This window comes from Bartonella sp. MR110HLJHH (assembly GCF_042194225.1).
Lineage (GTDB): Bacteria > Pseudomonadota > Alphaproteobacteria > Rhizobiales > Rhizobiaceae > Bartonella > Bartonella grahamii.
Genome location: NZ_JBHIMQ010000006.1, coordinates 1 through 12777 on the forward strand (window position 1 = coordinate 1; position 12777 = coordinate 12777).

At 38.1% G+C, this 12777-nt stretch carries 11 protein-coding genes; 6 read left to right on the top strand and 5 right to left on the bottom strand.

Annotation, left to right across the window (positions count from 1 at the left end; all coding sequences use genetic code 11):
• Window positions 1–401 precede the first annotated feature (401 nt).
• Window positions 402–1019 carry a YfbR-like 5'-deoxynucleotidase gene (locus ACFIKB_RS04830; RefSeq protein ID WP_375636574.1) on the bottom strand — a complete coding sequence of 206 codons (618 nt, stop codon included), beginning with the start codon at window positions 1017–1019 and terminating at the stop codon, window positions 402–404.
• Window positions 1012–1884, bottom strand: coding sequence for a YgfZ/GcvT domain-containing protein (locus tag ACFIKB_RS04835; RefSeq protein ID WP_375652956.1), 873 nt, complete (start codon window positions 1882–1884; stop codon window positions 1012–1014). The genes ACFIKB_RS04830 and ACFIKB_RS04835 overlap by 8 nt, the downstream gene beginning before the upstream one ends.
• A 64-nt stretch (window positions 1885–1948) precedes the next feature.
• Here ACFIKB_RS04835 and ACFIKB_RS04840 point away from each other — a divergent pair, with 64 nt between their 5' ends.
• Window positions 1949–3277 (top strand): dihydroorotase, encoded by a 1329-nt coding sequence (locus ACFIKB_RS04840; RefSeq protein ID WP_375636570.1) that lies wholly within the window; start codon window positions 1949–1951, stop codon window positions 3275–3277.
• Window positions 3278–3689: 412 nt separating this feature from the next.
• Here the strand turns inward: ACFIKB_RS04840 and ACFIKB_RS04845 are convergent, their stop codons facing one another.
• Complete coding sequence (locus ACFIKB_RS04845; RefSeq protein ID WP_208439587.1) at window positions 3690–4058, bottom strand: TIGR02301 family protein; 369 nt, start codon at window positions 4056–4058, stop codon at window positions 3690–3692.
• Between the two features lie 498 nt (window positions 4059–4556).
• Here ACFIKB_RS04845 and cysS point away from each other — a divergent pair, with 498 nt between their 5' ends.
• From cysS to pssA, 5 genes are all read left to right on the top strand, one after another.
• On the top strand, window positions 4557–6065 hold the full coding sequence (gene cysS / locus ACFIKB_RS04850) for a cysteine--tRNA ligase (RefSeq protein ID WP_375644918.1): 1509 nt from the start codon (window positions 4557–4559) through the stop codon (window positions 6063–6065).
• A gap of 45 nt (window positions 6066–6110) precedes the next feature.
• The gene (locus tag ACFIKB_RS04855) at window positions 6111–6782 is read left to right on the top strand and encodes a DUF421 domain-containing protein (RefSeq protein ID WP_375636566.1); all 672 of its coding nucleotides are present in this window, start codon (window positions 6111–6113) and stop codon (window positions 6780–6782) included.
• Between the two features lie 116 nt (window positions 6783–6898).
• Entirely contained in the window at window positions 6899–8782 is a 1884-nt protein-coding gene (locus ACFIKB_RS04860) for an ABC transporter ATP-binding protein/permease (RefSeq protein WP_012754947.1), read from the top strand.
• Window positions 8783–8899: 117 nt separating this feature from the next.
• A complete protein-coding gene (locus tag ACFIKB_RS04865) occupies window positions 8900–9598 on the top strand; it encodes a phosphatidylserine decarboxylase (RefSeq protein ID WP_375636564.1) in 699 nt (232 codons plus the stop codon).
• Window positions 9599–9606: 8 nt separating this feature from the next.
• Window positions 9607–10446 (top strand): CDP-diacylglycerol--serine O-phosphatidyltransferase, encoded by an 840-nt coding sequence (pssA, locus tag ACFIKB_RS04870; protein WP_375636563.1) that lies wholly within the window; start codon window positions 9607–9609, stop codon window positions 10444–10446.
• A 70-nt stretch (window positions 10447–10516) separates the two neighbouring features.
• Here pssA and ACFIKB_RS04875 read toward each other — a convergent pair whose 3' ends face one another.
• Both ACFIKB_RS04875 and purF read right to left on the bottom strand, forming a co-directional pair.
• Complete coding sequence (locus tag ACFIKB_RS04875; protein ID WP_375636583.1) at window positions 10517–11266, bottom strand: SDR family NAD(P)-dependent oxidoreductase; 750 nt, start codon at window positions 11264–11266, stop codon at window positions 10517–10519.
• A 2-nt stretch (window positions 11267–11268) separates the two neighbouring features.
• Window positions 11269–12762 (bottom strand): amidophosphoribosyltransferase, encoded by a 1494-nt coding sequence (gene purF, locus ACFIKB_RS04880; RefSeq protein WP_375628701.1) that lies wholly within the window; start codon window positions 12760–12762, stop codon window positions 11269–11271.
• Between the last annotated feature and the right edge of the window lie 15 nt (window positions 12763–12777).

Here is a 12777-nt window from a genome sequence, read left to right on the forward strand (position 1 = left end):
TAGAGAAATGTTAGAAAATCCTATTCCCTAACTTTTATTTACGCGTCCCTCACTGTAAAAAAGCTGTATAAATACAGCAAGTTATTTTTACATAAAACTTACATGTTATCCGTGAATGGTATAACGGTAAAGCTCCTATGAAGTGTACAATTTACAGAGCACTAGCATCTTTACGCTTCATAAGAGACATTTTAAATTCTTTCTTTAAAAGTTTTTAGCCATATGCCGGTCCCACTTATGACGTGCAAGAGAATGATTTTGATTGATTCAATATAAACAGATTTGAAATGAGTGAATCTCACGATATTAGGGGCTCTCATTCAACATGAAAAAATAATGAATTATTATTATAAATCAGTGTGATGAGTCTTTAATGATAGGGAATCAACAATGCGAAGAGTCTATAATCTTTGGGCATCCAAGGCATTGAAGCGAGTTAAAAATGCGTTTTCAATTTGTTGGGTAGAATAGGGGTATAAATTAAGATCATCGGGTAAAATATTATTGGGAGAGCCAAAATAGCGAAGGGCTTCTTCTGTACTAAATCCAGCAAGCGTAATCGCTTCATAATATGCAGCGATACGGTCGGCTTGTTTGATTTTTTTTAAAAGTTTTTGAGAAAGATCAACGGGAAGAGAAAAGCGCATGTGGATAGCATCTTGGATGCCCTTTTCAATGCGTTCATATTGTGTTCCTATGACAGCTTTAAAGGGGGAAATCATATCGCCGATGACATATTCTGGAGCATCATGAAGAAGAGCATAAAGACATTCGTTGCTTCCCGATTGTGGAAAAAGTTTTTGAAATATTTGTTCAACCAAAAGTGAATGTTGTGCAACAGAATAGGCATGCTCCCCTCGTGTTTGACCGTTCCAACGTGCCACGCGAGAAAGTCCATGGGCAATATCCTCAATTTCAACATCAAAAGGAGAAGGGTTGAGAAGATCAAGTCTGCGTCCAGAGAGCATTCTTTGCCAAGCGCGTGCTTCTCCATTTTTTAATAATTCAGCTTTAGCCATGCGTATTTTCTATAGTATTTTCAGGAAAGGTAAAATTCATATTTTCAGCAATGTTTATAGTGACAGGAATGTTTTTTACAGTAAAGGGGATGTTATGGTCCATAGAATCTTTGACGTGATCAATACGCATTAAAGCGAGAGCCTCATTTTCTACACACGTTCCCAAGTAGCCAAGCACTTTTGTTCCTGCTTCAATGCTAGATTGAGGGGTTAATTCACACTGGCCTTTTACAATAAAAATACGGCGACGTGCTGCACGGCGGTGGTGCATTCGTGAAACAATTTCTTGTCCAATATAACATCCTTTATTGAATGAGAGTCCATTGATTTGATCGTAATTAATATCATGAGGAAAGACTTTGCCAACTTCATAGTCTTGACCACTTTCCGCAATTGCATAACGGATACGCAATTGATTCCATGTATCATGATACTCTGAAGTCAAAAAAGGTTTTTTGCCATAGATTCGTATTATTTTTTCTTGTTGTGGGAAGCGTTTATCAATAAAACTTGAATCAAAATTTAAAGTATCTGATTCATTATTCAAAGAAACCGTAACAAGCTCTTGTAATGGTTGTGTAATTTCTACTTTTTTACGCAGCTTATAGAGCAACAGACGTTGGTGAAGCGTATCAGCTAAAGGCATTCTGATATCAATCAGGTAACCATTTTCTTTTTTTCCGATAAGAAAATCAGCAAGAATCTTTCCTTGTGGGGATAAAAGGGCTCCAGGGAAAAGTTCCTGTGGACTGATTTTTTTTACATCTGTCGTGATCAAGGATTGTAGAAAATCTGTTGCTTCTTCGCCTGTAATTTGAATAAGCCCGCGGTTTTTTAAGCAAATGGCATTTTGTTTTTCAATCATGGTTCTTGCCTTTCTGCTCAAAGTTACATAATCGATAAGTGAGCAATATGTAAGGAGCGTGGCTATGTTTAAAACATTTGATACAATTTTTAAAGGTGCAACACTTGTGAATCATGATGGAAGAAGCAAGCGTGATATTGGTATTACAAATGGTCGTATTGCTGAAATAGGCAACCTTACATGTGCATCGGCTAGTGAGGTCATTGATTGTACGGGGCTTCATATTTTACCAGGAATTATTGATAGCCAAGTGCATTTTCGTGAGCCAGGAAATGAATATAAGGAGGATTTGGAAAGTGGCTCGTATTCTGCTGTGTTAGGGGGTGTTACGGCAGTTTTTGAAATGCCTAATACCAATCCGTTGACAACATCAGAAGAAACATTAAACGATAAGGTTAAACGCGGATTTCATCGAATGCATTGTGATTTTGCATTTTGGGTTGGAGGAACGCGTGAAAATGCCCATGAACTCTCTGAGTTAGAAAGACTTCCCGGTGCGGCTGGAATTAAAGTCTTTATGGGGGCCTCTACCGGTGATCTTTTGGTTGATGATGATGAAAGTGTACGCCTTATTTTGAAGAATACACGCCGTCGTGCAGCTTTTCATTCTGAAGATGAGGCGAGGCTCAAAGAGCGTAAAATATTGCGTATTGAAGGGGATGCATCGTCACATCCGATTTGGCGTGATGAAGTTGCGGCATTAAAATGTACGCAGCGTTTGGTAAAAATTGCCCATGAGACGAAAGCACGGATTCATGTGTTACATCTTTCGACAGAAGAAGAAATTGATTTTCTAAAAAAACATAAGGATGTTGCAACAATTGAAGTGACACAACATCATTTGACTCTCACGGCTGATGATTATAAGAAGTTTGGTACATTAATTCAGATGAATCCGCCTATTCGTGAGTCGCGCCACCGTGAAGCTCTTTGGTACGGTGTTCAACAAGGAATTATTGATGTCTTAGGCTCAGATCATGCGCCTCATACTCTTGAAGAAAAACTTCAACCTTATCCCTCTTCACCTTCAGGAATGACAGGGGTGCAAACAACAGCAGCAATTATGTTGACACATGTGAATGAAGGAAAAATATCTCTTGAACGTTTTGTTGATCTCACTTCACATGGCCCTAGTCGTATTTTTGGTATAAGCTGTAAAGGGCGCATTGCTGTTGGGTACGATGCTGATTTAACCATTGTTGATCTTAAGAGAGAAGAAATTATTACGAATGGCTTAATTGGTTCGCGTGCCGGTTGGACACCTTATGATGGTCAAAAAGTTAAAGGTTGGCCTGTTGGGACTATTATCCGTGGTATGCGCGTTATGTGGGAAGGTGAAATTGTCACACCTTCACAAGGAGAGCCTGTTAAATTTATGGAAACTTTGGTGTAAACAGATTAAAAAGTATGCCGTAAAATATCATCTTTTAGAGTGATGATATAGGGTATGTCAGCCTCTTTGGCACATAAGTGTTTTTTATGCGTGGTGAATATTCTTAGGCTTATTTGTAGAAACTATGAAGCAAATTACATGAGTGGGAAGCCAAGAGGAATCTTGTTCAACAAGAACCTAGATTATTTACAGAGCAAATTTAGTTAACAATCTTCATCCTTTGAGGTGTGGGGAGGAAGCCAAAGAACGATTTTGTATGGGGAAAAAGGCGCTCATACGAATAAAAGCGTATCGAGACATTATTCTTTAAAAGTTTCTCTATTTTCAGAGCTGGTTTATTGCTCCCCGCATTTGTGAGAGGAATATCATTGATATCGCTAAAATGGAGAAAGATACTTTTTGCATAGATTAATTATTTATAATGCATGAGGAGGTTTTCAGATAAAATTCTTCCTTCCTCTATGTATCTTTGATTGGCTTCAATGGCTGCTTGGGTACAATGGTGATAATTTTCTGAGAAAGCACGATACGCTTCATTAAACGCTTCATAAAAATAAGCACGTCTTTGTGGAATGGGGTGTTCTGCTTCAATTAGTGCATTCATATAATCATACCATTGGTTTGTTGGAGGCTCGCAAAGATTTTGGAGAGAATGCAATGATCCCAAAATTTCTGCTAGTCGGAGTAATTTTTTTTCATAAGGTGGAGATTGTTGCGCAAAGGTTGGCATTGAAATGACAAGAAATATTAAAATAATGATGTTCATCAATCTATTACGCATTATTTTTATTGCTTTCTTTGAATAAAACTCTGTACAGATAAAATAATTTTGTCATGAGAACTGTGTAAAAAAATAGAGTTAATTGCTACATTATTCTCAATTATTGATTATAAAATATAGGGCGTAAGAGGCAGTAAGGAACCCATTGTGGAATATTGAAAATACTGACGAAGCTTTGTGTGGTTAAAAATTTAAGATTTGCTTCCTGAAAGCTATCTATTTTTCACATAGGTTTATATTGTGTTGCCTATAGAATTTTTTCTAAGCTCGTTTTCTTTAAGAAGGGAAAGCATCTCTAATGATAGAATGCTTTTGTTCAATCAAATAAAATAGATTGTTTTTATGATAAATGATGGATACAGCCGTGAATACAATGGGAAAATGGTAAGAAGAAATTACTATAAGAAAAAAGTTTTTAGCCTAAACCGCGTAATACGATAATTTGAGATAAGATGCATCTAAAAGGAGCGGTGCATAATATCGTCTATGGAGTCAATAATGAAAGAGTTGCGATTTTATAATACGCTGACACGTAAAAAAGAAAATTTTACACCAATAGATCCGACAAGAGTACGTCTTTATGTTTGTGGACCGACAGTTTATGATTATGCGCATGTAGGAAATGCACGCCCTGTCATTGTTTTTGATATTTTATTTCGTTTATTGCGTCATGTTTATGGCAATGAGCATGTTCTATATGCGCGTAATATTACAGATGTTGATGATAAAATTAATGCACGAGCAGCTTTTGAATATCCAAACTTGTCATTGAATGACGCCATTCGTCAATTAACAGAACGTACATATTGCCAGTTTCAACAAGATACAATAGCACTTGGTTGTCTATTACCAACCAGTCAGCCGCGCGCAACCGAGCATTTAGAGGAAATGCGCTCTTTAATTGAAAGATTGCTTGAAAAGGGGCACGCTTATAAAGCGGAAAATCATATATTATTTTCTGTAAGTAGCATAAAAAATCCTCCCCACTATGGGGCATTTGCAAATCGTTCTTTAGATGAAATGAGGGCGGGGGCGCGTATTGATGTTGCTGCTTATAAAAGGGAAGAGATGGATTTTGTTTTATGGAAACCTTCTGTGGAAGGGGAGCCAGGTTGGGAATCGCCGGCCGGAATTCCTGTTTTAGGTCGTCCAGGTTGGCATATTGAATGTTCTGCGATGTCAATGGCAAAGTTATTAGCGCCCTATGGCGGTGGTTTAACTTGTGATGATCCAACCGCGAATGTTTTTGATATCCATGGTGGTGGACTTGATTTAATTTTTCCTCATCATGAAAACGAGATTGCACAAAGTTGTTCAGCTTTTGGGACGGAGCGAATGGCAAATTTTTGGATGCATAATGGTTTTTTACAAGTTGAAGGCAAAAAGATGTCGAAAAGCTTTGGCAATTTCATAACTATTCGTTCTGTTTTAGAGAATAATTTTTTGGAGTTTAATGGTATTTTAATCGATGAAATGAAGAAAAATTGGGCTGGTTTGTCTGCGCGTTTTTCGATGTTGCAAACGCATTATCGTGAACCATTAAATTGGACAGCGCAGCGTTTAATACAATCGAGTGGCGAACTATATCGTTGGTATGAATTGCTTCGCAGCAAAAAAAGTGAGATGGAAAACAATGAAGCAATTAATGATACTTTGATAGATGCACTCAGTGATGATCTTAATACTCCAAAAGCACTGACTCTTTTGCGAAAGTTTTATAAAGAAGGGAATGCGCTGGCTCTTGCTAATGGGATGAATTTATTAGGACTGTTACGACAAGAATGGATTAAAGAAATAGACTGCCCATTATTTATAAAAAAAACTTTTCTTGATTCAAAATTTATTGATCAACGTATTGCTGAAAGACTACGACTTATCCATAATAAAGAGTGGGAAGCAGCGGATACAATTCGTGATGAGCTTGCAGCGGAGGGGGTTCTTTTAAAAGACAGTAAGGATCCGCAGAGTGGTGAGCGCATAACTGTGTGGGAAATAAAACGATTTTAATTTTCCTATTCCAGCAGCTTACATAAATAAAGGGAGGAAAATTTGATGGAATTTTTATATCATTATGGGTATATCGCGCTTAAGCTGGCTGTAGGTCTTGTTGCCTTCTTATTTATTTTAAGAACGACGGGGCGGGGGAGCCTTAGTCAGATGACACCAGTTGATTTGGTCAGTAATTTTGTTATGGGAGGTATTATTGGAGGCGTTATTTATAATCAGAGTATTAGTAGCATTCAATTATTGCTTGTTTTACTCATCTGGCAAACCTTGATTACATCTTTTAATTTTTTTGCACGCTATTCAGTTTTTTTTCGTCGTCTTATTGCAGGGCGGAATGTTACATTAGTTTTAGATGGGGTTTTCCAAATAGATAAGATTAAGAACTTAGGGATCAATGTTAATGATCTCATTACGATGTTACGTCTTAAAGGGTGTCACTTACATGAAGCCGCTTTTGTTCGTTTGGAAACCAATGGTGATTTCACTGTCATTAAAAAGGAAGAAGGGAAGAAATCGACGATTTTAATAGAAAATGGTGAAGTTATTGATGATGGACTTAAAGAGATTGGTAAAACAAAAAAGTGGCTTCAGGCAGAATTGAAAAAAAACCATGTAAAAGTTGAAAATTTATTTGCAGCAGAGTGGTATGAAAATACAGATAAAAATAATAAATTGTATAGTGGATTATTTCTTGTTCCTTTTTCAAAAACAGTCTAACTTTAAATAACGAGTGGGTATAGCTTATTGGAAGCGTAATGAAGAGATAAATCTATAAACAACCACAGGGGGGTATTTTGCCTTTTTCGTGTGGATGATAGAGAAGTAAGGACTTTATGAAACGCAATGAAATGACAAAGACTGTATCATCAGATACAGGCAGAACTCTGCACACACTTTACAATTTATGGCCCTATATGTGGCCAGTAGGGCGACGTGATCTAAAAATACGTGTGCTATGGGCAATATTTTATCTTGTTTTGGCTAAGCTCGTTCTCATATCTGTACCGTATTTCTTTAAATATTCTACGAATGTGCTTGATTCAAGCTTTCAGCTACCTGAATGGTTCCCATCCAGTTTGATTATTCCCATCATGCTCGTTTTGGCATATAATGTCGCACGTATTATGCAGGCTGGATTAAATCAATTACGCGATTCTCTTTTTGCCACTGTTGGTCAATATGCTGTTCGTCAATTGGCTTATAAAACCTTTGTACATATGCATGAGTTATCCTTGCGATTTCATTTGGAACGCCGAACTGGTGGGCTTTCTCGTGTGATTGAGCGTGGTACAAAAGGAATTGAAGCGATCGTAAGATTTTCAATTCTGAACACAGTACCGACAGTTCTAGAGTTTATATTAACGGCACTTGTATTTTACATAAGTTATGGGTGGCATTATCTTCTCATCGTTGTTGCAACGGTTGGATTATATATCTTGTTTACCATTAAGGCGAGTGATTGGCGCATTCGTATTCGGCAACAAATGAATACAGCAGATACTGAGGCCAATACGCGTGCAGTTGATTCTCTTTTGAATTTTGAAACGGTGAAATATTTTGGCAATGAAACTCTAGAAGCCGATCGATTTGATGCTTCTATGGTAGGTTATGAAAAAGCCGCAACAAAGATTTGGACATCGTTAAGCTGGCTTAATTTTGGTCAGGCTCTTATCTTTGGTATTGGAATGACGATCATGATGCTGATGTCAGCTTATGAAGTTTTTTATAAAACACAAACTTTGGGTGATTTTGTTTTTATTAATGCACTTTTAATGCAACTTTCCATTCCACTGAATTTTATTGGTTCAATTTATCGTGATATTCGACAAGGTTTAACGGATATTGAAGCAATGTTTGATCTTTTAGATGTTCAGAAGGAGATCGTTGATAAATCGGATGCTAAACCGTTAGAGATAAGGGATGGGACCATTCGTTTTCATCAGGTAAAGTTTTCCTATGATTCGACACGTCAGATTCTCAGAGATATTGATTTTGAAGTTCCTGGAGGAAAAACAGTCGCCATTGTCGGTCCATCTGGTGCAGGTAAATCAACTATTTCTCGGTTGCTTTTTCGGTTTTATGATGTTGACGCGGGTTCTATCACAATTGACGGGCAGGATATTCGTGACGTAACACAAAAGAGTTTGCGTGAAGCGATTGGCATGGTCCCACAAGATACAGTGTTATTTAATGATACAATTGCCTATAATATTTGCTATGGGCGTCCAAGTGCTACAGATGAAGAAATGCGCAAAGCTGCTGAAATGGCACAAATATCAAAATTTATTGAAATTTTACCGGAAGGTTTTCAGTCTATGGTAGGAGAGCGAGGTCTCAAATTATCAGGTGGTGAAAAACAACGTGTGGCTATTGCACGGACACTTTTAAAAGCCCCCCCACTTCTTATTCTAGATGAAGCAACATCGGCTCTTGATACGGCAACGGAACAGGAAATTCAACAAGCATTGGATATTGTAAGCCGTGGACGTACAACACTGATTATTGCTCACCGTCTTTCTACTGTCATCAATGCTGATGAAATTTTGGTTCTTAAAAGTGGTCGTATTATTGAAAATGGGGCGCATACAGAGCTTTTACGCAAGAAAGGTTTATATGCTTCAATGTGGAATAAGCAGCTTGAAGCATCGAAAGCTGAAGAAAAATTACGTAAAATACGTGAAGAAGATGAGACGAGTGTTGTTAATCGTAAAAAATAAATAGGGCAAAATGTAATCTATATCTTTATATGGAGTGATTGATTAAATACATAAAAAGACACAAGAGGAACAAAAAGATTTGTTGCTTGTTTGAGTTTACGATGAATAGGAAATTATATGAGTATTCTGCAATCTTTCCATAATAGCTTTGTACCGGTTCATAAAGAGGGTTATCCTTTTATTGTAGCGTTTTTTGTTATTTCGCTCATTCTTGGTTGGATATGGAGTCCGTTGTTTTGGTTTGGTCTCGTTCTCACGGTGTGGTGTATATACTTTTTTCGTAATCCAGATCGTGTGATCCCTTTAAATTCAAATTGGGTTATGTCGCCTGCAGATGGGCGTATTTCATTTGTGGAATCATGTGTTCCACCTGAAGAATTAGGATTAGGGAAAGATGAAATGATCCGTATTTCCATTTTTATGGATGTTTTTTCATGCCATATTAATCGTATTCCTATCAGTGGTACAGTAGAGTCTATCGTTTATCATCCAGGTCGATTTACCAATGCTGAGTTTGATAAAGCTAGCCAGTTTAATGAGCGTAATGGTGTGGTAATTGATAGCAAACATGGTAAAATCGGTATCGTACAAATAGCGGGAATGGTTGCACGCCGGATTGTTTGTTGGTCAAAAGAAAACGATGCCGTTATGACTGGTGAGCGATTTGGATTGATTCGTTTTGGTTCTCGCCTTGATATTTATATACCAACTGAAATGAAATTGCGTGTTGCAGTTGGACAGACCGCAATTGCTGGAGAAACAGTTTTGGGTTCTTTTGATGATAAGAGTGCCACAACGGACTTCAGATACGATTAGGACTCACAATGAAAAATTTTTCGCCATTTTCTTCATTCAATCCTGAGGGGCAGCATGATGATGTTGCAAGTCGGCGGCGTTCACCTACATCAATGCGGTATGTCATTCCCAATATCATTACTATTTTAGCAATTTGTGCAGGGATGAGCAGCATTCGTTTGGCTTTTGAACATCGCTATGAAGCTGCTATTTTAATGGTGCTTTTGGCCGCAGTTTTAGATGGTGCTGATGGTCGCATTGCCCGTTTAATAGATGGTAGTTCATCTTTTGGGGCACAGATGGATTCTCTTGCTGATGTTATAAATTTTGGTGTTACCCCTGCACTTATTGTTTATTCTTTTATCTTGAATCAAGCAAATCACATTGGTTGGGTTGCAGCCCTTGTTTATTGTGTTGCTTGTTGTTTGCGGTTAGCACGTTTTAATGTGATGTTGGATAACACCAATATACCTAAGTGGCAGAAAAGTTATTTTGTTGGTGTTCCAGCACCAGCAGGAGCATTACTCCTTTTATTGCCTACCTATTTAGGCGCTCTTGGTTTGGTCCCCAATTGGGGGTGGGCATTATTTTTTAGTCTTTATACTGTAATTATTGCTTTTCTTTTGATTAGTCGTTTACCAGTATGGAATGCAAAAACAATTGATCAAAATTTAAGGCGCGATATCGTTATACCGTGCATGTTGGTCATTGTTATTTATGTCGGTTTTCTTGCGACTTACACATGGAAAACTTTATTGATTACAGCTGTTAGCTATATGATTTTTCTCCCCTGTAGTTTTATCGCTTATAATAAACGTGCTACTTTAGAAGAGAAAAAGGCTGATGCTAAATCTATCCAAGAATCATAAAGTGTTTTATTCTTCTGTTGAGAAGCACAGGAAAAAGAGAGAGTTAAACGATTTACTTCTCCGATGATGATCAATCAGGTACATGATAATCTACAAACCGATTTTTATGAACATTAAAGAGTTTTCCAGTTTCCTTTAAATCAGGTGATAGCAAATGTACTATCTTTTTTGCAACCTCTTGTGGTGAAGGGAGAGTTTGTGGATCTTCACCGGGCATAGCTTCAGCGCGCATGGCAGTGCGTGTGGCACCAGGGTTGACACAATTAATCTTAATAGGGGTTTGTTTGAGTTCTTCTGCCCAACAGCGGGCAATCATCTCTAAAGCCGCTTTAGAGGCTGCATAAGCTCCCCAGAAAGGGCGCGCAGCATGCGCAACGCTTGAGGATAACAGAATGGCTCGTCCAGCATCAGATTCACGTAATAAAGGCTCAACAGCTTTCATTAAGCGCCATTGGCTGAAAAGATTTATTTGAAAAACATCTTCAAATACCGTGTTTTCTATATGCGCTATTGGTGAGAGTGTTCCAAGGATTCCTGCGTTTGCAACGATAATATCAAGTTTTTTCCAGCGTTTGGCAATTGAGATAGCAAGAGTATCGATGTTTTCCATATGATGCAAGTCAAGGGGAACAAGGGTTGCATGAGCCCCTTTTTCTCGGATTTGATTATCTAATTCAGTAAGTCCACTGACTGTTCGTGCAAGAGCAATAATATGAGCGCCGCGTGCAGCAAGCTCGAGTGCCAAATAATAGCCAATTCCTCTTGATGCGCCAGTAACAAGTGCAACACGCCCATGGAGACTAAAGTCACATTTTGTCATCATTAATCTCTTGTTTTAAGAACAGATGATTGATGAGTTTTGGAGAGATTTTCTTGATCAACCAGTTGCGTAGGATAATATCCAGTAAAATAATGGTCAGTAAATTGTGGATCGGCGTTATTCCGTTTTTCCCCTGCTACAGCAAGATATAATCCATCCGTTGAAAGAAATTCTAATGAATCTGCTCCAATAAAATCACACATAGATTTTAAATCTGGATATTGATTTGCTAAAAGGCTTTCAACTTTAGGTGTATCAATACCATAAAAGTCGGGATAGAAAATCATAGGGCTAGAAATGCGCATATGAACTTCTTTTGCTCCTGCATCACGGAGCATTCGCACAATTTTAAGAGATGTTGTTCCACGTACAATAGAGTCATCAACAAGAATAACACGTTTTCTTTCAATCACAGGACGGTTTGCAGAATGTTTTAACTTGACACCAAAAGCACGAATTTGTTGTGTTGGTTCGATAAAAGTACGGCCAACATAGTGATTACGGATAATACCAAGCTCGAAGGGAATTCCAATTTCTTGTGCATAGCCAATTGCGGCAGGAGTTCCTCCATCAGGAACAGGAACCACAACATCACCCTCACAAGGGGCTTCCTGTGCTAAACGGATTCCCATATTTTTGCGTGTTGCATAGACACTACGCCCTCCAACGATTGAGTCCGGACGGGCAAAATAAACATATTCAAACAAGCAAAGTTTTTCTGGTTTTTCATTTTTGGGTTTTATAATTTTTTTAGTAATTTCCCCATTTTTTTGTATTTCACATATGATGATCTCCCCATTTTTAACATCACGGACATACTTTGCTCCAATAATATCAAGAGCACAAGTTTCAGAACAAAAAATAGGCTTACCATCAAGTTCCCCCATCACAAGGGGTCTAATCCCTGTTGGATCGCGTGCAGCAATAAGCTTTGTACGTGTGAGCGCTAACATAGCATACCCACCTTCTACTTGCCGAATTGCATCAACAAAACGATCAGAGGACGATTCATAACGTGAGCGGGCAATAAGATGAAGAAAAACTTCTGAATCTGATGTTGATTGACAGATAGCTCCAGAAGCGATGAGTTCACGGCGTAATGTAAGACCATTGGTAAGATTACCATTATGAGCAATAGCAATGCCTCCAGCTTTTAATTCAGCAAAAAGGGGTTGAACATTGCGTAATGCTACTTCTCCAGTTGTTGAATAACGGGTATGTCCAATAGCGCGATTTCCTGGTAAGCGTGCAAGTGTTGTAGGATTTGTATAGTGATCACCAACAAGACCTAAATGCTTTTCTTGATGAAACATTTTATTATGGTAGGAAACAATACCAGCTGCTTCTTGCCCACGATGCTGAAGTGCGTGGAGTCCAAGAGCTGTTAATGTTGCTGCATCTTCATGCCCAAGAATACCAAAAACGCCACATTCTTCATGAAGGGTATCATCATCTAACGAAAATTCTTGACAGAAAACATCACTTTTTATCATCATATTCTTTCAGTTGTG